The following is a 16,735-nucleotide window of genomic DNA, read 5'->3' on the forward strand; positions in this document are numbered from 1 at the left end:
CTTCGCACTGACGCCCCTCAAATCATATATAACTACGACTCCGCAAACGGAGATATCAAGCATGTAAAACTACGTAATTACCTGAGTAGATATTGTCATTCCGACACAACCACTTAAATAATCCCTTCAATATTCAGTTGCACCACTCACTTGTCGATACTACAGTCCCCCCCGCGAAGCAAAATCCGCGACGACCTTGGCCGGTCGAATTACAACGCAGCATCAGCGTCCACAGCACCTTTGCAGTCGCCTTTCCGGTGCCCGCGACAGGATATTATGACGGCTGTGCGCGATGGTTCTCCGGTCGTCATAGGCGCGCACAGCAGTCATTTTCTTCGTCGTCGGCAACTCAGGTGATTGCTCCCTGCACAGGAGCTGTACCGATGATTGACCAGCCACTCTCGCGCTTTACCGCCGTCGACACCCACGACGCCAACCAAGCCGTTTTCTACCTCGACACCCAAGCCTCTCTGAACGATCTGGCCAGCAGTGCGGCCCATCGTTTCACCGTGGTGCGGGATCTGATGGACACGCTGTCCACCCTTAACCTGAAAGACATTGCCGACTGCGATCTGACGCGGGTCACCCGAGGGGTGCATCTGCTCACCCGGGAGGGTTGCGCGGTGCTGGAGGTGATTCAGTGGCGGACAGGCCAAGAGTCCTGAACGCCATTGAATTCAATAAGCGCGTAAAACGCGCTTGGCTTTGCCCCAGCCTTTGATCTTGCTTTGGTTTTGGCTTTTGATCTTGCCCTTGATCTTCCTGCCCCTTCAGGAGGCCGAACGCAGGCGTTGCGTAGGGGGCAGCTCGGCATGGATGCCGAGCTAGCCGCCCCAGGCCATGGATGGCCTGTGGCGGCGCGCCCCCGGAGCAATGCCGGAGCGAGGGAACGCCGAGCCTAGGCGAGGCGCCGGATGCGGGGGCAGGAGCCCTTTGGTTACTTTGGGGCTTTTCCAAAGTGACCCGCTGTAAGAGCGGAACCGCCAGTGGCCGCGACCGCAGCAACGGATATGTACGCCAAGCGCCCCCAAGTGCACGCGGTAAGAAGGTAACTCCGCGTCATCGTTGACGAGTTTTGCTGGCAGCCGACACCCACAGGGAAATCGCTGATTTGACAGCTGCCGTTCGCAGGACCGCCTGGCCGGGACTTCATTAAATCCAATCGATTGCAGTCAAGAACACGAGCACAGAAATATTTTAAAGAAAGCTGCGACGAATGATGGCCAATCGCCCAGGAACTCGGCAAAATCCGCACACTCTTCAGGGCTTTCAAGGATTGATATTGATGACATGGCCAGTCACTCTGCACCTCAGCGACATCGCATACCCTCTCAGCACAGCGCAAAGAACCGCCTATAGCTTGGCCGCTGAATTGGCTATTCAGATCACTCCTGAGCCTGGCTTTATCAACCTCACGATCTACCCTTCCAGCGCCCAAACAGCCCTCTCTATTGATCACGCACGGGCGCTAGTTCTTCAGCATCTGAATGACTTTGCTTTACGTGACCACATCCATAGTGAAACGGCTGGATTGCGAGAAGTCTTGGCACGTGCCGCACTCACTGGATGTGGGTTGCCTCAGTGACCTTGATAGCCACCGAAACCCAAGGTTATCGCCTCCTGCCATTTCGCTTCATGCGTATGAGCTCGGGAAATGAACGGGACATTCTGCTTACTTCCGAAACAGGCGAGTACCTCCATGTCACCGATCCACAACTTCGAGATCTAAGTTTTAAGCGTGTACAGCCAGGAACCTCTCTATACAAGGATCTACTCGCTCGTCATTTTATTTACGAGCCAGATCAACACGATCCAATTCCGGAGATGGCGGCGCAGTACCGCAGTCGGAAAGACTTCCTCCTGCAAGGCCCTGCATTACACCTGTTTGTGGTGACTCTGCGTTGCAACCATACATGTCAGTATTGCCAAGTATCACGTGCACCTTTGGGTGGCTCTGGACATGACCTTTCCGAAGCAGATGCACGTGCTGCCGTAGACCGCATGTTCGAGTCGAACGCTCGAGCCCTCACGGTAGAGTTCCAAGGTGGCGAACCTCTATTGGCCTTTGAACGCGTCCGCCAGATCATCGAATGGATAGTGGAACGGAACGTCGTGGAACAGCGCGATATCCAATTCGTCATCACAACCACACTCCATCACTTGACCGAAGAAGTTATCGTCTTCGCCAAGAAGCATCACATCCAGTTTTCTACTTCGCTCGATGGGCCAGCGTCATTACACAACGCTAACCGCCCCACTCCCTCCCGAGACTCTTATGAACGAACCCTCGACGGCATTCGTCGCGTCCGCGAACACCTCGGCCATGAAGCTGTCTCGGCTCTAACGACGTTAACGGCCAAGAGCCTTGAGCAACCAAGAGCGATCATCGACGAGTATGTAGCCCAGGGGTTTTCCAGTATCTCCCTTCGCCCCTTAAGTCCCTACGGTTTCGCCTCGAAGGGTGCACAACGGCTGGATTACTCGATGGAACGTTATTTGGCGTTCTACAAGGAAGCGCTGGCTTACCTGCTGGAGATCAATCAACAAGGTGTGTACTTATCAGAGAGCTACGCAAGTCTACTGCTAAAGAACATCCTCACGCCTTTCTCATCTGGCTATGTCGATCTGCGCTCACCTGCCGGTGCCGGCACCGCAGCCTTGGTTTATAACTACGATGGCTACGTGTACCCATCTGACGAAGCAAGAATGCTGCTGGAAATGGGCGAGGATGGTTTGCGTTTAGGCAGCGTGCATCAGCCGTTAGCCGAGCTACTACGCTCACCAGTCATGGAAGCATTGCTAGCAAGTGGTGTTGCCGAAACACTACCGGGCTGCGTGGATTGCGCACTCGTCCCCTATTGCGGCGCCGACCCTGTGGAACACTTCGCACGCCAAGGCGATCCGATTGGTCACCGTGCCTTCAGTAGCTTCTGTAAGAAAAATCTAGGACTACTGCAACATCTATTCGAACTATTGAGAGATGGCGACGATGATATCCAAAGCGTCTTGCTTTCCTGGCTAAATCGTCGCGCCTACTCCGAAGTCCTCTTCCCTGGGTATCGAGGGTAGGAACGATGCTAAGAAAAGATACCCATTTCGAGATCCAGCATCTAATTGAACCTAAGTTGTTGAAGGTCGTCACCGTAGACGAGTTCATTGAACAAGGCGTATCCATCTGCGCTGGGGACGTGAGCTTCGACGATCTAATGCTGTGGCTACCAGATGCCGAGCTTCAACGTAACCCGCACTTACTATCATTACCCGTTGGAGGCTTCCTTACTCCGGAACAACTTAGCGGGAATGCAGAGGTAAGCAAGCTGCAACTTCACTCCCCAAAAGATCCAGATGTCGTTCGCCCAGGTGACGTAATTGCCATAACACCCGGAAGCCCGATCGTCCGAGTTCTCTATCGACGCGGCTCCGACAGTAACCTGCTGTTCATGACTGATCGTTGCAACAGCCTCTGCTTGATGTGTTCCCAACCACCTAAGGATATTGATGATCGTTGGCACATTGAGGAGAACCTTCGTCTGATCGATCTAATGGATCCTGGCGAGGAGAACCTAGGCATCAGTGGCGGGGAGCCCACGCTCTACCGCGACGGTTTGTTGGAAATCTTAGCCAAGTGCAAAACTGTGCTTCGACAAAAGTCTATTCATATATTGAGTAATGGCCGGCTGTTCAAGGATCCGAGTTGGATCGAGTCACTTGCTCATATCCAGCATCCGCAACTAAGTTGGGGCATCCCGCTGTATGCCGACAACGCAAGAGATCATGACCACGTAGTGCAGGCGCCAGGGGCCTTCAGCGAAACACTCCAAGGGCTGTACAACCTCGCTCGAGCCAACCAGATCATCGAGATTCGCGTCGTCCTCAACCGGCTGACCACGCCACGACTTCCAGAGCTCGCTCACTACATTTTCCGTAATTTGCCCTTCGTACGACATATTGCACTGATGGGTATAGAGAGTACTGGCTTAGCCCGAAAGCATTATGAGGAGCTGTGGATTGATCCTCTGGATTACCAAGAGTCGCTAAGTCAGGCCATTTACTTTCTGCACAACCGAGGGTTGCCGGTCTCAATCTATAACCTCCCTCTGTGCCTGGTACCTGCGCATCTCTCACGCTTTGCACGCCAGAGCATCTCAGACTGGAAAAATCTGTTCATCGACACCTGCCAACAATGCGCCGCAGCTCATCAATGCTCGGGCTTTTTCAAATCTCATACCGCGCGCTGGCAAAGCCGTGGGATAAAACAACTATCAACTGAGGCATTCAATGCCTACGCAAGGAGCGCACAGTGAAATTGCTTGATCGCTGGAAAATCCTGATTGGGGGCATGACCCTGTTGCCGGTCGCGAGTATCAACCTTGCCCAGGCCAACCCAATGCCACTTGCCGATACAAATTGGGAGCCACGGGAGAAAAGTCAGCCACCAGTCTTTGCCGACACGCTCAATGCCCCTGATGCGACCAATATGTACGCAGCTCACCGCTCGCATAGTTCACACCGCTCGCACAGCTCCCATAGCTCTCATTACAGTGGATCAAGTGGCTATAGCGCGCCTCGCTACTACAACCCTCCTGCCACGAGCACTCGCAGCTACAACACACCAAGCAGCTCGAATTACGGCTCAAGCAGCTCTTCCGGCTCATCAACCAGCAGCTCTTTTTACCAATCATCTGGTACATCGACAGGCTCGACCTCAACGACTACTCGAACACGACCTAGCGAAGTACAGAAAAGCAACCTGGTCATACGAGTGCAAACGGCCTTAATGGTGCGCAGGTACTACCAAGGAGCAATCGATGGCGTGATGGGCAAAGGAACTCGAGGAGCGCTGATGTCGTTTCAAACGGACAACGGCCTGACCGTGAACGGGCAGATGGACACACCAACATTAAACGCATTGGGCATTCGCATTCCTTAGGTGCCAACAGTACGGCCCATCGTTTCACCATGGTGCGGGAGCTGATGGACACGCTATCCACGCTTAACCTGAAAGACATTGCCGACTGCGATCTGACGCGTGTCACCCGAGGGGTACATCTGCTCACTCGGGAGGGTTGCGCGGTGCTGGAGGTGATTCAGTGGCGAACAGAGCAAGAGGCATGAACGCCATTGAACTCAACCAGCGCGTAAAACGCGCTTGGCTTTGCTTTGGCTTTTGATCTGGCTTTGGCCTTTGATCTTCCTGCCCCGTTAACCACGATGGCCGAACGCAGGCATTGATCCGTGGGTAACCCGGCAGGACGCCGGGTTAGCCGCCCCAGGCCATGGATGGCCTGTGGCGGCGGCCCACGGATCAATGCCGGAGTGAGGGCATGCCGAGCCTAGGCGAGGCACCGAGTGGAGGGGCAAGCGTTTTTTGGTTCCTTTTTTTGGCGTTTGAAAAAAAGGGACTCGCCGTAAGGGCGAAACCGCCAGTGGCCACACCCGCAGCAACGGATATGTACACCCCCCGCCCCCAAGCCCCCGCGGAAAAAAGGTGCCTGCGCGTCATCGTTGGCGAGCTTCGCTGGCAAGCCAGCTCCTACAGGGCTCGCTGCGAAATCGCCAGTTGCCTGCCTTTCACCCAACAACCCGCCCCAACCGCAGCGCCACGCTCGCCGCCTGCTCCGCACTGACCACATTGGTAAACCCCATCACCAACCCCTGCCTAACCTCTTCCCCCAGATACCACTGTGACAACGGTTCAACCGCAATCCCCTCCTCCCGAGCCCGCTGGGCAATCTGCACATCGTCCCCCTCCCCCAGCCCAGCCACCACATGCATGCCCCCGGCCTGCGGATCTATCTGCAAACGCCCACCCAACTCGTGATGCAACGCCTCCACCAGCCACTGCCGCCGACGCGCATACAGGCCGCGCATTTTGTTCAGGTGCCGGGCAAAGTGCCCCTCGTTGAGAAAGGCCGCGACCGTCGCCTGCAGCAGGTGCGGGCAGTGGTTGTGCAAACGATCCGCCTGGCGGGCGAACGCTGGGGTCTGTTCGGCAGGCACCACCAGGTAGGCCAGGCGCAGCCCTGGAAACAGCACTTTGCTGAAGGTGCCGGTGTAGAGCACGCGGCCTTGCTGGTCGAGGCTCTTGAGGGCCGGCAAGGGCTTGCCCTGGTAGCGGTATTCGCTGTCGTAGTCGTCCTCGATGATCCAGCTGCCTTGGCGGTTGGCCCAGTCCAGCAGGGCCAGGCGCCGCGGCAGCGACAGCGACACGCCCAGCGGGCTCTGGTGGGTCGGGGTGACCACGGCAAAGCCGGCCTCTGGGGCGCGAGCGATGCCTTGGGCGACGTCCAGGCCTTGATCGTCCACGGGCACCGGCACCAGCTGTGCGCCGGCTTCCAGCAGTGCGCTCCTGGCCATGAAGTAGCCGGGTTCCTCCTGCCAGCAGGTGGCGCCCGGGCCCATCAGCGTGTGGCTGATCAGGTCGAGGCAGGCGCGGTAGCCGGCGCAGACGAAAATCTGCTCCGGCTGGCAGTTGATGCCCCGGGAAATCCCCAGGTAGGTGGCGATGGCCGCGCGCAACGGGGCGTAGCCGCGCGAGTCCGGGTAGATCAGGCCTTCGAGGCCCGTCTGTCGCAGTTGCCGGCCCGCCAGGCGGGTCCAGAGTTTGCGCGGAAAGGCATCCAGTGCCGGAAGGCCCATTTGCAGCGGCAACGGCAGCGTGCCGGCATGGGTGGCCTGGTAGGTGGTTGGAATCACCGGGGCGTGTTCTATGGACGCGGCAACCGGCGCCAGTTGCGGTGTGACCATGGTCCCGGCGGCCCCGCGAGCAATCAGGTAGCCCTCGCCTATCAGCAACTGGTAGGCCGCTTCCACAGTGCCTCGCGCCAGGTTCAGCTGCGCCGCCAAGGCGCGAACCGCCGGCACGCGGTCACCCGGACGCAGGCGGCCATCGGCGATGGACTCGCGAAACCGCTGATAAAGCTGGCGATAGATCGGCGCCGTCTGGCTGCGGTCCAATTCGAAAGGAAGGATCATGGCCTAGTCATTTATGCATTTTTTGGCTCTGTAGCTTAAGCCATCGACCTTCTAAAGTGGGTCATCTCTTTTCAGCGGATGACGGACATGCCCTACACCCTTCAACACCTCGAAAGCGAAGCGGCCCTGGCGGCCAGTTTTGACTTGATGCGTGTCTTGCGCCCCCACCTCACCAGCCCGGCGGCCTATGTCGCCCAATTGGCCCGGCAAACCGAGCAGGGCTACCGTTTGCTCGGCGCGTGGGACGCAGAGCGCATCGTTGGCCTGGCGGGTTACCGCGAGCTGGAAAACCTGCTCTACGGGCGTTTCATCTACGTCGACGACCTGGTCGTGAGCCCAGACCTTCAGCGCAGCGGCTTGGGCGCGCGGCTGTTGAGCGCGGTGCGGGATGAGGCCGTGCAGCATCAATGCGAGCACTTGGTGCTGGATACCGGCCTGCATATGCCCCTGGCCCAGCGCTTCTATTTTCGTCAGGGGTTGCTGGCCCGGGGCATGCACTTCACCCAGCGACTTCAGGGTGGGGAGCCGGCATGAACAACCTGCTGCTGATCAACGCCAGCCCCCGTGGGCAAGTTTCCCGTGGCAACCAGCTGGCACTGGAACTGGTGAGCTCCCTGCGCCAACGCTATCCGCACCTTGAACTGGTCGAGCGCGATCTGGGTGCGCAGCCGTTGCCACCATTGGGCCTGGACTACGCCCACGCCCTGACCACCGCCACGCCCTTCGACGCGCCGCTGTTCGAGGTGTCCGAAGGCTTGATTCGTGAGTTGGAGCGTTGCGATGCCCTGCTCATCGCCACGCCCATGCACAACTTCACCCTGCCGGCGGCGCTCAAGCTGTGGATCGACTATGTGCTGCGCATTCACCGTACCTTCAGCTCCGGCCCAGAGGGCAAGGTTGGCCTGCTCAAGGACCGCCCGGTGCATGTGCTGGTGAGTTCCGGCGGCTTTCACCAGGGCGAACGGGCAGCCCAACCGGATTTTCTGACGCCTTACCTGCGCCAGGTGCTGAACACCCTCGGCCTGTTCGACCTGCAGTTCACTTATCTGCAGGGGTTGGTGTTCGGTGACGAGGCCGTGGGTGCAACCCTCGAAGAGGCCCGCAGCGCACTGTCCTTGCAGCCACTGTTCAACCCTCTCGTTTGTGCTTGATCACTTTTTCCCCTATCGGAGTTTCACCATGAGCCAACTCAGACTGCCCTTTGCCACTCTGTCGCCGGCCGCCTATCAAGGCCTGCTCGCCACCAACAGCGCCCTGGCCGCCAGCCACCTGGGCTTGCCCTTGCTGGAACTGGTGTATTTGCGTGTGTCGCAGATCAACGGCTGCTCGTTCTGCCTGGGCAAGCACTCGCAGACCCTGCGCGAGTGTGGAGTGGCGCAAGACAAGCTGGATTGCCTGGCCGGCTGGCGGGTCAGCGAACTGTTCAGCGAACGCGAGCGCGCGGCCCTGGCCTGGACCGAAACCCTCACCTACGTCCACGACAAGGGCGCGCCGGACAAGCTGTACGAACCGCTGAAAGCGCACTTTAGCGAGGTTGAGATTTCCGACCTGACCTTGGCCGTGTCTTTGATGAACGCCTTTAACCGGCTGGCGGTGGGTATGAAGCTCTGAGAGTGAGGTCGCCGTTGACAGTGTTGGCTTTGGGGCTTCCGGCCCCTGTAGAGAGGATGGTCGAAGGCAGGCATTGAGCCGTGGGTAACCCGGCAGGGTGCCGGGTTGGCCGCCACCCGCCTCCAGGTGCACGCGGTAGGCAGGTGCCTGCGCGTCATCGTTGGTGAGCTTCGCTGGCAAGCCAGCTCCTACAGGGGATCGGTTGCAGGTGGGCGATATCAGTCGGTCGAGGGGGCGCCGTTTGGCGCCCCTCTTTATCCGAGGAAAGCTCCGGTGGCGCCGGCATCGGCCAATGCAAACAGCAGTTCTTCCAGCACTTCTGCTGGAACCGATCCCAAGTCAATCTTGAACCGGTACCCCTCCTCCGTAGCCTCCGGGTCCGACACAAAGTGCAGCACCCCTTGCAGCCCTTCTTCGGTTGGCGGGTTTTCATCTTCGCCATCGAACCACGCAAAGAACCACGTGCGAATCACTTCAGAGGCCTGCTCAAGGCTCAAGCCTTGCACTTCCAGGGGCAACCAGTCCCAGCCAAAGGGCGAGATCCCCACTGCCATCTGCTCAATCGCAAAACGCACTGGCTCAAAGCCCAGCTCGGCTTCGGAGTCGACCTGCACCGGTTCCCCACTCTCGGCTGCAATCACGTCCACCCGGCAAGGTGTGGCCATGGCTCCTTCAACCGCCAGCGAGCCGTCGCTGTTCCGGTAGGCCGGCTCAACATGCGCGGCCCCCTCTGCGGCGATACGCGCCAGGGTCTCGACATAGGGTTTACGAATGGCGGCAAGCAGTTCGCTGACGGTCATGGATCTGATGACTTCCTTGGCATGGGGCCCGTCGAGGGCGCTGTCTTCGACGAGCGGGTAATGGCTGGCTGAAAAATCCGTCGCAATAGTGCATTGGGCGGCAGTGCACGTCCATGAACAGCCCCTCCTGCCGAGCCAGAGTCGCGGCTCGACAATTTCTGGCTTGCTCTATACATATGGATATCCGTATATTCGATTTTCCACATACAAGGAGCGAGCATGATCACGCCTCCCGAAGTCTTCAAAAGCCTGGCCGACGAAACCCGCGTGCGCGCCACCCTGCTGATCGCCGATCAGGGTGAGCTGTGCGTCTGCGAGCTGATGTGTGCACTCGACGACAGCCAGCCGAAAATCAGCCGCCACCTGGCGCAATTGCGCAGCAGTGGCTTGCTGCTCGATCGCCGTCAGGGCCAGTGGGTGTATTACCGCCTCAACCCCGAGTTGCCGGGTTGGGTCCAGGAGATTCTGCAGGTGACGGCCAAGGCCAACACCGCCTGGCTCAAGGACAACGCCGCGCGCCTGCAGAACATGGATGGCCGCCCCGTTCGCGAAGCCGCCTGCTGCTGACCCTTTCGGCCCTGGCCCTGCGCCTGAGCCTCTGACGTCCGCCCCAAGCGGAGGAGCCTTCCCATGCGAGTCCTGTTCATGTGCACGGCCAACAGTTGCCGCAGCATTCTTTGCGAAGCCCTGTTCAACCACCTGGCGCCCGAGGGGTTCGCGGCGGTCAGCGCCGGCAGCTTCCCCAAGGGCCAGGTGCTGCCACGTAGTCTGTCGACCTTGCAGCAAGCCGGCATCGCCACCGACGGCCTGTACAGCAAGGGCAATGACGCCTTCGCCGACAACCCGCCGGATATTGTCATTACCGTCTGCGACAAGGCGGCCGGTGAAAGCTGCCCGGTGTATTTCGGCCCGGCGCTGAAGGCCCATTGGGGGCTGGCGGACCCGTCCGATGTGCGCGGTGAAGAGGCAGCGATCGACGCTGCATTCCGCGCCACCCTGGCGCAGATCGAGCAGCGCTGCACGGCCTTCTTCGCACTGCCCTTCAACCACCTCAGCCGCGATCAGCTCAAGACCGAGCTCGATCGCATCGGTACGCTCTAAGGAGGACCTATGTCCGAGCACCTGCCCAACCTGGACTTGAACCTGTTCGACGGCACGCCCGCATCGACGCCGGACGCGCACCAGCCGCGCATCCTGCTGCTCTACGGCTCCACCCGCGAGCGCTCCTTCAGCCGGCTGCTGGTCGAAGAGGCCGCGCGCCTGCTGGAGCATTTCGGTGCCCAGACGCGGATCTTCAACCCCTCCGGTTTGCCCTTGCCCGACGATGCCCCGGCGGACCATCCCAAGGTCCAGGAACTGCGGGAGCTGGTGCTGTGGTCGGAAGGCCAGGTCTGGTGTTCGCCAGAGCGCCACGGGGCGATGTCGGCAGTGTTCAAGGCGCAGATCGACTGGGTTCCGCTGGAGCTCGGCGCGGTGCGTCCGACCCAGGGCAAGACCCTGGCAGTGATGCAGGTCTGCGGCGGCTCCCAGTCGTTCAACGTGGTCAATCAACTGCGGGTGCTCGGGCGCTGGATGCGCATGTTCACCATCCCCAACCAATCCTCCGTGCCCAAGGCCTACATGGAATTCGACGACGCCGGGCGGATGAAGCCTTCGCCGTTCTACGACCGGGTGGTGGATGTGATGGAAGAGCTGGTGAAGTTCACCCTGCTGCTGCGCGACCGCCAGGCGTTTCTGGTGGACCGCTATTCCGAGCGCAAGGAAAGCGCCGAGCAACTGATGGCCCGGGTCAACCAGCGTTCAATCTGAGCGGAACCGCTGGCCTATTCATAGCCTTCGCACCGCGCTACCCCCAATTTCGCGAGGATGGGCTGAGGCATGCTGGAGATCGACATCACGCCTTACCTGGGCAAGACCGAGAAGGTCAACGTGACCTTGCCCGGTTATGTGATTCAGCAGATCGACCGTTTTGTCCGAGCGCACAACATCAAGAGCCGGTCATCCTTTCTGGCCGATGCGGCGCTGGAAAAGCTCGGGCGCTAAGCACAGGGTCAACCGAGGAACAGGGCCAATGCAGAACGCCGTCAGGTTGGAGGGTCGTCCTCAGGCCGGCATGGCTCATTCGCCTTGGTCTTGCTCAAGCCGATTGCGCAGTTGGTTCAGCACCCGGTGGGTTGTCTGGATCTCCTCAACCTCCAACCCCTGCGCCAGCTCGTTGATCCAGGGCGCTTGCAGCTTCAATGCCTGATCGAATGCGGCCTTTCCCGCCGCCGTCAGCAGCACCAGCTGCGCCCGGCGGTGGTGCGGGTTGGGCTGGAATTCCAGCAGGCCATCCTTCACCAGGTCATTGACGATGCGTTGAACATTCTGCCGGTTGGCGCCCATGTCGCGGGCAATCCATGACACCGGCTGCGCCCGCTCGGCAGCCACGATCGTGCCAAGCAGTTGCCAGCGGGCGCTGGTCAGGCCGATCTCGGCCACCAGGCGGTCGCCTGCGGTAAGCATGCGCGCACTGGCTCGAAAGAGTTCGAGGACCAGATCGGTCATGGCGCGTCCAGCGGGGGTGTGGTTTGGTTTTTTCATGCCGCGAACTTTTCCACATTGACATGATGATGTCAATCGAGCTAGTTTTTGCCCATCGCACCACTTTGTCATCATATTTACATTATGGAGACCGTCATGTTGTCCATCCGCCCGCTCGATCCCGTGGTTCCCATTCACCAGCAACTCCAGTGCAGCGAATCGCCGGTGGTGCTGGTCAACCTATTCACCGTCGACCAGGACGATATCCCCGACCTGCTGCGTGCCTGGGAGCTGGATGCCAACTGGATGAAGCAGCGTGCCGGGTACATTTCCACCCAGCTCCATCAGGCCATAGGTGGCAGCTGCATGTTCTTGAACTACGCGGTATGGGAGTCGGTGGAGCGCTTTCGCGAAGCCTTCAGCCACCCGGATTTCGCCAACGCCCTGGGCCGCTACCCCTCCAGTGCCCTGGCCATGCCCCATCTGTTCACCAAGGTCGCCGTGCCGAATATCTGCACGGTGTGAACACAGCCCAATCGACTGACGGTAATAGCCCCATGCTCAAACGACTTCACCTGAGCGCCAGCCTGCTGGCCCTGCTGTGCATCGCCACGTTCTTTGTCTCGACCCTGCTGGTGGAAAGCATGGGAAGCCGGCATTCCATCGCTCAGCTCAAGCACCTGATCGTCAGCCCCGGGCTCTGGGTGCTGATCCCGGCGATGGCCCTGGCGGGAGCCAGCGGCATGGGGCTGAGCCGGGCACGACAGGGACGCCTGATCGCCTCGAAGAAAAAGCGCATGCCCTTGATTGCCGCCAACGGCCTGTTGCTGCTCGTGCCCTGCGCAATTGCGCTCAACCAATGGGCGTCGGCAGGCAGCTTCGACACGGGGTTTTACCTGGTGCAGATCATCGAACTGATCGCTGGGGCCACCAACCTCACCTTGATGGGGTTGAACGTACGCGATGGTTTGCGGCTTAGCGGTCGGTTGCAGAGGGCCATGCCTCAGGGCCGGTAGGCCATGCGTTGCCTGGACGGGCGCCTTCGCTGGCAAGCCAGCTCCTACGGTGGCCCAACCAGCACGCATCTCTGTAGGAGCCGGCTTGCCGGCGAAGAGGTCCGTAAGCCATGCAGCGCCTGGACGGGCGCCTTCGCTGGCAAGCCAGCTCCTACGGTGGCCCGACCAGCACACATCTCTGTAGGAGCCGGCTTGCCGGCGAAGAGGCCCGTAAGCCATGCAGCGCCTGGGCCGGCGCCTTCGCTGGCAAGCCAGCTCCTACGGTGGCCCGACCAGCACACATTTCTGTAGGAGCCGGCTTGCCGGCGAAGAGGTCCGTAAGCCATGCAGCGCCTGGACGGGCGCCTTCGCTGGCAAGCCAGCTCCTACGGAGGCCCAACCAGCAAACATTTCTGTAGGAGCCGGCTTGCCGGCGAAGAGGCCCGTAAGCCATGCAGCGTCTGGGCCGGCGCCTTCGCTGGCAAGCCAGCTCCTACGGAGGGGACAGGCCATCGTAGGGCAAAAAAAACGCGCTCAAACCTTGAACCGCGCCACCAATCGGTTCAACTCGATCGCCAGATTGGCCATCTCCCCGCAGGCGCTGGCCGTCTGGCTGGCCCCCGCCGAGCTCTGGATCGATAGCTCGCGAATGCTGGTCAGGTTCTGGTCCGCTTCACGCGCCACCTGGGCCTGTTCTTCCGAGGCGGTGGCGATCAGCAGGTTGCGTTCGTTGATCTGGGTAATCGCCTGGGCAATCTGCTTGAGGGACTGGTCGGCGTTCTGCGCCACGGCAATCGAGCTGTTGGCCATCTCGGCACTGACGTTCATGGCGCTCACCGCGTGGGTCGAGTCGGCCTGGATCGCGGTGATCATCTGTTCGATTTCCTGGGTCGACTGCTGGGTGCGGTGGGCCAGCGCCCGCACTTCATCGGCCACCACCGCAAAGCCGCGGCCCTGCTCGCCGGCCCGCGCCGCTTCGATGGCGGCGTTGAGGGCCAGCAGGTTGGTCTGTTCGGCAATGGCGCGAATCACTTCCACCACTTTGCTGATGTCCTGGGCGCGGCTGGACAGGGCCTTGACCTGCTCGCCAGTGCTGGCGACGTTGCCGGCCAGGCCTTCGATGGCTTTCAGGGTCTGGGCCACGTTGTCGATGCCGGAGCGGGTGAATTCCATGGACTCGCGGGAAGACTGGGCGGCAGCTTCGGCATTGCGCGCCACCTCGTCCACCGCCGCGCTCATTTCGGTCACGGCGGTGGCCGCCTGGCTGACTTCGTCGTTCTGCCGCACCAGCCCGCGGCTGGCGTCTTCGGTCACGGCGGTCATTTCTTCCGAGGCCGAGGCCAGCTGGGTGGAGGAATCGGCGATGTGGGCGATGGTTTCCCGCAGGTTGCTCTGCATCTGCGCCAGAGCGGCCAGCAGGCGGCCGGCTTCATCGCGGCCACTGACGCCGATCTCCCGGGACAGGTCGCTGCCGGCAATGCGTTCGGCCACGGCCAGGGCGTCGCTGATGGGTGAGGTGATGCTGCGGGTCAGCACGGTGGCCAGCACCACGGTGAGCACCACGGTCACCCCCATCAACACCAGCACCAGGGTCAGGCCGCCGCTGTAGACCGACGCGGCAGTAATCCCCGCCTGCCTCGCGCCCTCGTCATTGAAGTCCGAGAGTTTGTCCATCTTCTCTTGCATGGCATTGGTCATGGGGCTGATGCGGGTATTGATCAAGGCAATGGCCGCGGCGTTGTCGCCACTGCGCAGCAGCGGCTCCAGCTCGTCCAGCAGCTTGAAATAGCCCTGCACATCGGTCGCTACCGCCTGGTACAGCTCACGCTCCGCCGGCCCGGTGATCAGGGGTTCGTACTGGCTGATGGTGTTCTGCAGGGTGGATCGATAACCGCTCAACGAGGCGATGCGGGTCTGGCGCTGCTGTTCGTCGGTGGTCACGGTGATGCGGATGCTTTCCAGACGCAGGCGCAAGACGCCGGTCTTCATCTTGCCGATCTCGCGGATGCTGGTCATCCAGTTGGTTTCGACATCCTGCTCGGAGTCTCGCAGCTTGCCCATTTGCAGCACCGCGACAATGCCCAGGGCGAACACCACCAGGACAATGAGCGAGAAAAAGGCGGCAGACCTGGGTGCAAGATTCATTGTCCTGACGTTCATGTTTTATCTCTCTAATAGAATGGTCGGTACTTCCCTGCTGTCGTTCCACGCTATCGACTGAGTGTCAGAGAGCGGCAAACAAGCCGACGACTGGGTCAGCGGCCCACCCGGCACGGCAACGTCGATACTCACTCGGGTCAATCCAGGCCTGTCGGGATCGCAGGCCCCACTCCGTCCTCCTGCGCCCATGAACCACCCCCTGGGCGGGTGAGCATCAGTTAAGTCGAATAACGCGGCCCGCGCCGTCTCGATTGTTCTGGGCAATGGCACCTGGAGCCCGGTGTGTATCCACCGGGGGGCCTAACAAGCCATAGCAGATGATGGCATTTTGTCACTACCGTCGATCCGATCGCGGTTAAAAACCCCTCGCCGCCCGCTCGACAAGGTTGCGCCTGAACGAGGCAAGACCCGGCAAACCCACCCTGGCTTCGCCCACGCGCCAGAACGGCGACCACCGACTGCCCCCTGAAGAAACCAGTCGCTATGGCATACAATGCCGCCCCCCCACGTTCTGAAGGATCAGCAATGTCCATCACCAATCCAGCAGTCATCGATATCTGGGCAATCCCCAATTCCGCGCCCGACAGCCTGCTGTTGATCATGGTCGACCCCCTCGAATGGGGTGACGAAGCGGCACACAGCGAACACCTGCTCCTGCTGCAAGAGAAGATCAACACCTACATCACCTTTATCGAAAGTGACGAGATCTACAGCGAAATCCCCGATGCCTGCGGCAAGCGCCTGATTATCCGAGTGCTGGGCTTGCACGAACTGCCCGAGCAAGTCGATTGGTTTTTCAAACGCATTACCGAGATCCTCAACGAGCGCGGCATTGGCTTCGATTTCGAGCTCAAAGTGAACGCAGAAGCTCCCAGCCTGTAGCTCGCCCCCTGCGCGCTCCCTGATCGAGCAGCGCGCAGCAATACCTTATGCCGGCAGGATCAGCGCCCGATCACGCGCCATGCAATCCACATGCTGCTCATGGAAAAACCCTCGATCTCCTCTTGCCGGTGCGGGCGCTCGGAACAGGCTCGCGCCACCGTCATCAGTGCGCCCTCCCCCTCCTTCTGCAGCCGCACAAGTCAGTGCAGTTGGAAACACGCTTCGAGCACCCCGCCCGCGTGACGGCTGGAGCCAGCAAACCCCATGGGCCCTTGCCTGTAGTCAGGCTGCCGGCCAGGGTACTGGCGAGGTAGCCGGGCGCGAATGAAATTCTATTTGAACTCGAAATACTCTCTCATCATTGCAATGGGCTTCATCGGTTCCACATTCAAGAAACCCAATACCTCAAGAAACCACGAGAGGTTATCTCCCAACACGGAAAGATCGTCCTCATCATTCGCCAGCAGACAAATGGCCAGTCGTGCCTGCAACACCTCCCGATCCTTGAACCCTCGTAGTGCTCCTTGCTCATCGATTTTTGCCCACCAGACTGCAGCCTGCGCCTTGCAGCGCTCAACAGGAATTTCCCCGGCAACATAGGCTTTCGCCAGGCGCAAAGGATCCTGCTCGCAGTCGGAGAACTGGATATCCAGTTCTTGCAGAACCTTGATCAGGAACCCGAGCTGGTGTTTGAGCGCAGCAGAGCTTTCAGTGGCCCGAATAATTGAACCGATATTGAATTTCTTGAAGTCATCCGGATTCATGCATCAACCTTGAAACTGAGTAAAG

At 60.0% G+C, this 16,735-nt stretch carries 19 protein-coding genes and 3 pseudogenes; 16 read left to right on the forward strand and 6 right to left on the reverse strand.

Annotated elements, in window-relative coordinates; genetic code table 11:
* Positions 1 to 383: 383 nt before the first annotated feature.
* The 6 genes and pseudogenes from U873_RS0120770 to U873_RS37615 all read left to right on the forward strand — a co-directional run.
* Positions 384 to 665: a hypothetical protein gene (locus U873_RS0120770; protein WP_025130072.1), complete on the forward strand. Its 282-nt coding sequence runs from the start codon at positions 384 to 386 to the stop codon at positions 663 to 665.
* A gap of 551 nt (positions 666 to 1,216) precedes the next feature.
* Positions 1,217 to 1,585 (forward strand): His-Xaa-Ser system protein HxsD, encoded by a 369-nt coding sequence (locus U873_RS35360; RefSeq protein WP_256244651.1) that lies wholly within the window; start codon positions 1,217 to 1,219, stop codon positions 1,583 to 1,585.
* Entirely contained in the window at positions 1,582 to 3,069 is a 1,488-nt protein-coding gene (gene hxsB, locus U873_RS0120775) for a His-Xaa-Ser system radical SAM maturase HxsB (RefSeq protein ID WP_025130073.1), read from the forward strand. The genes U873_RS35360 and hxsB overlap by 4 nt, the downstream gene beginning before the upstream one ends.
* 5 nt (positions 3,070 to 3,074) lie before the next feature.
* Positions 3,075 to 4,304, forward strand: a complete 1,230-nt coding sequence (gene hxsC, locus U873_RS0120780) for a His-Xaa-Ser system radical SAM maturase HxsC (protein WP_025130074.1) — start codon at positions 3,075 to 3,077, stop codon at positions 4,302 to 4,304.
* Positions 4,301 to 4,930, forward strand: a complete 630-nt coding sequence (hxsA, locus tag U873_RS35365; RefSeq protein WP_081818692.1) for a His-Xaa-Ser repeat protein HxsA — start codon at positions 4,301 to 4,303, stop codon at positions 4,928 to 4,930. Before hxsC ends, hxsA begins: the two co-directional genes overlap by 4 nt.
* A 2-nt stretch (positions 4,931 to 4,932) precedes the next feature.
* Positions 4,933 to 5,115 (forward strand): annotated as a pseudogene (locus tag U873_RS37615) (hypothetical protein); the annotation flags it as partial.
* A 456-nt stretch (positions 5,116 to 5,571) separates the two neighbouring features.
* Here the strand turns inward: U873_RS37615 and U873_RS0120785 are convergent.
* Entirely contained in the window at positions 5,572 to 6,975 is a 1,404-nt protein-coding gene (locus U873_RS0120785) for a PLP-dependent aminotransferase family protein (RefSeq protein WP_025130075.1), read from the reverse strand.
* Positions 6,976 to 7,062: 87 nt separating this feature from the next.
* Here U873_RS0120785 and U873_RS0120790 point away from each other — a divergent pair, with 87 nt between their 5' ends.
* The 3 genes from U873_RS0120790 to U873_RS0120800 are packed head-to-tail and all read left to right on the forward strand — an operon-like array spanning position 7,063 to position 8,586.
* Complete coding sequence (locus tag U873_RS0120790) at positions 7,063 to 7,509, forward strand: GNAT family N-acetyltransferase (protein WP_025130076.1); 447 nt, start codon at positions 7,063 to 7,065, stop codon at positions 7,507 to 7,509.
* The gene (locus U873_RS0120795; protein WP_025130077.1) at positions 7,506 to 8,126 is read left to right on the forward strand and encodes an FMN-dependent NADH-azoreductase; all 621 of its coding nucleotides are present in this window, start codon (positions 7,506 to 7,508) and stop codon (positions 8,124 to 8,126) included. The genes U873_RS0120790 and U873_RS0120795 overlap by 4 nt, the downstream gene beginning before the upstream one ends.
* A 28-nt stretch (positions 8,127 to 8,154) precedes the next feature.
* A complete protein-coding gene (locus U873_RS0120800; protein WP_025130078.1) occupies positions 8,155 to 8,586 on the forward strand; it encodes a carboxymuconolactone decarboxylase family protein in 432 nt (143 codons plus the stop codon).
* A gap of 254 nt (positions 8,587 to 8,840) precedes the next feature.
* On the opposite strand, the gene U873_RS0120805 is transcribed toward U873_RS0120800, so the two are convergent.
* Positions 8,841 to 9,386: a hypothetical protein gene (locus U873_RS0120805; protein ID WP_025130079.1), complete on the reverse strand. Its 546-nt coding sequence runs from the start codon at positions 9,384 to 9,386 to the stop codon at positions 8,841 to 8,843.
* Between the two features lie 219 nt (positions 9,387 to 9,605).
* On the opposite strand from U873_RS0120805, the gene U873_RS0120810 reads away from it, so the two are divergent.
* The 4 genes and pseudogenes from U873_RS0120810 to U873_RS34470 form a co-directional block, all read left to right on the forward strand.
* Positions 9,606 to 9,953 (forward strand): metalloregulator ArsR/SmtB family transcription factor, encoded by a 348-nt coding sequence (locus U873_RS0120810; protein WP_025130080.1) that lies wholly within the window; start codon positions 9,606 to 9,608, stop codon positions 9,951 to 9,953.
* A 63-nt stretch (positions 9,954 to 10,016) separates the two neighbouring features.
* Positions 10,017 to 10,487 (forward strand): arsenate reductase ArsC, encoded by a 471-nt coding sequence (locus U873_RS0120815; RefSeq protein ID WP_025130081.1) that lies wholly within the window; start codon positions 10,017 to 10,019, stop codon positions 10,485 to 10,487.
* Positions 10,488 to 10,496: 9 nt separating this feature from the next.
* A complete protein-coding gene (gene arsH, locus U873_RS0120820) occupies positions 10,497 to 11,195 on the forward strand; it encodes an arsenical resistance protein ArsH (protein WP_025130082.1) in 699 nt (232 codons plus the stop codon).
* Positions 11,196 to 11,225: 30 nt separating this feature from the next.
* Positions 11,226 to 11,429: pseudogene (locus U873_RS34470) on the forward strand (type II toxin-antitoxin system HicB family antitoxin); the annotation flags it as partial.
* Between the two features lie 75 nt (positions 11,430 to 11,504).
* Here the strand turns inward: U873_RS34470 and U873_RS0120830 are convergent.
* A complete protein-coding gene (locus U873_RS0120830; RefSeq protein WP_043274614.1) occupies positions 11,505 to 11,933 on the reverse strand; it encodes a MarR family winged helix-turn-helix transcriptional regulator in 429 nt (142 codons plus the stop codon).
* A 132-nt stretch (positions 11,934 to 12,065) separates the two neighbouring features.
* Between U873_RS0120830 and U873_RS0120835 the strand changes: the two genes are divergently transcribed.
* Positions 12,066 to 12,434 (forward strand): antibiotic biosynthesis monooxygenase, encoded by a 369-nt coding sequence (locus U873_RS0120835; RefSeq protein WP_025130084.1) that lies wholly within the window; start codon positions 12,066 to 12,068, stop codon positions 12,432 to 12,434.
* Between the two features lie 32 nt (positions 12,435 to 12,466).
* Positions 12,467 to 12,925 carry a hypothetical protein gene (locus U873_RS0120840; protein ID WP_025130085.1) on the forward strand — a complete coding sequence of 153 codons (459 nt, stop codon included), beginning with the start codon at positions 12,467 to 12,469 and terminating at the stop codon, positions 12,923 to 12,925.
* 513 nt (positions 12,926 to 13,438) lie between these two features.
* Here the strand turns inward: U873_RS0120840 and U873_RS37620 are convergent.
* Positions 13,439 to 14,302 (reverse strand): methyl-accepting chemotaxis protein, encoded by an 864-nt coding sequence (locus U873_RS37620; RefSeq protein WP_371261328.1) that lies wholly within the window; start codon positions 14,300 to 14,302, stop codon positions 13,439 to 13,441.
* Positions 14,294 to 15,064 (reverse strand): annotated as a pseudogene (locus U873_RS37625) (MCP four helix bundle domain-containing protein); the annotation flags it as partial. The gene U873_RS37620 and the pseudogene U873_RS37625, both read right to left, overlap by 9 nt.
* 525 nt (positions 15,065 to 15,589) lie before the next feature.
* Here U873_RS37625 and U873_RS0120850 point away from each other — a divergent pair.
* A complete protein-coding gene (locus tag U873_RS0120850) occupies positions 15,590 to 15,946 on the forward strand; it encodes a DUF6572 domain-containing protein (RefSeq protein WP_025130087.1) in 357 nt (118 codons plus the stop codon).
* Between the two features lie 332 nt (positions 15,947 to 16,278).
* Here U873_RS0120850 and U873_RS0120860 read toward each other — a convergent pair whose 3' ends face one another.
* Complete coding sequence (locus U873_RS0120860) at positions 16,279 to 16,710, reverse strand: hypothetical protein (RefSeq protein ID WP_025130088.1); 432 nt, start codon at positions 16,708 to 16,710, stop codon at positions 16,279 to 16,281.
* Positions 16,711 to 16,735 lie beyond the last annotated feature (25 nt).

Origin of the sequence: Pseudomonas sp. PH1b, from assembly GCF_000633395.1 — a bacterium.
In the GTDB taxonomy this organism is placed as follows: domain Bacteria; phylum Pseudomonadota; class Gammaproteobacteria; order Pseudomonadales; family Pseudomonadaceae; genus Aquipseudomonas.

Excerpts from the sequence above, each read along its gene's own strand:
- U873_RS0120800 (WP_025130078.1), top strand. The coding sequence starts at position 8,155 with ATGAGCCAACTCAGACTGCCCTTTGCCACTCTGTCGCCGGCCGCCTAT.
- U873_RS0120795 (WP_025130077.1), top strand. The coding sequence starts at position 7,506 with ATGAACAACCTGCTGCTGATCAACGCCAGCCCCCGTGGGCAAGTTTCC.
- U873_RS0120860 (WP_025130088.1), bottom strand. The coding sequence starts at position 16,710 with ATGAATCCGGATGACTTCAAGAAATTCAATATCGGTTCAATTATTCGG.
- U873_RS35360 (WP_256244651.1), top strand. The coding sequence starts at position 1,217 with ATGATGGCCAATCGCCCAGGAACTCGGCAAAATCCGCACACTCTTCAG.
- U873_RS0120810 (WP_025130080.1), top strand. The coding sequence starts at position 9,606 with ATGATCACGCCTCCCGAAGTCTTCAAAAGCCTGGCCGACGAAACCCGC.
- U873_RS0120840 (WP_025130085.1), top strand. The coding sequence starts at position 12,467 with ATGCTCAAACGACTTCACCTGAGCGCCAGCCTGCTGGCCCTGCTGTGC.
- U873_RS0120785 (WP_025130075.1), bottom strand. The coding sequence starts at position 6,975 with ATGATCCTTCCTTTCGAATTGGACCGCAGCCAGACGGCGCCGATCTAT.
- U873_RS0120770 (WP_025130072.1), top strand. The coding sequence starts at position 384 with ATGATTGACCAGCCACTCTCGCGCTTTACCGCCGTCGACACCCACGAC.
- U873_RS0120850 (WP_025130087.1), top strand. The coding sequence starts at position 15,590 with ATGTCCATCACCAATCCAGCAGTCATCGATATCTGGGCAATCCCCAAT.
- U873_RS0120815 (WP_025130081.1), top strand. The coding sequence starts at position 10,017 with ATGCGAGTCCTGTTCATGTGCACGGCCAACAGTTGCCGCAGCATTCTT.
- arsH (WP_025130082.1), top strand. The coding sequence starts at position 10,497 with ATGTCCGAGCACCTGCCCAACCTGGACTTGAACCTGTTCGACGGCACG.
- U873_RS0120830 (WP_043274614.1), bottom strand. The coding sequence starts at position 11,933 with ATGACCGATCTGGTCCTCGAACTCTTTCGAGCCAGTGCGCGCATGCTT.
- U873_RS0120835 (WP_025130084.1), top strand. The coding sequence starts at position 12,066 with ATGTTGTCCATCCGCCCGCTCGATCCCGTGGTTCCCATTCACCAGCAA.
- U873_RS37620 (WP_371261328.1), bottom strand. The coding sequence starts at position 14,302 with ATGCAGAGCAACCTGCGGGAAACCATCGCCCACATCGCCGATTCCTCC.
- U873_RS0120790 (WP_025130076.1), top strand. The coding sequence starts at position 7,063 with ATGCCCTACACCCTTCAACACCTCGAAAGCGAAGCGGCCCTGGCGGCC.
- U873_RS0120805 (WP_025130079.1), bottom strand. The coding sequence starts at position 9,386 with ATGACCGTCAGCGAACTGCTTGCCGCCATTCGTAAACCCTATGTCGAG.
- hxsC (WP_025130074.1), top strand. The coding sequence starts at position 3,075 with ATGCTAAGAAAAGATACCCATTTCGAGATCCAGCATCTAATTGAACCT.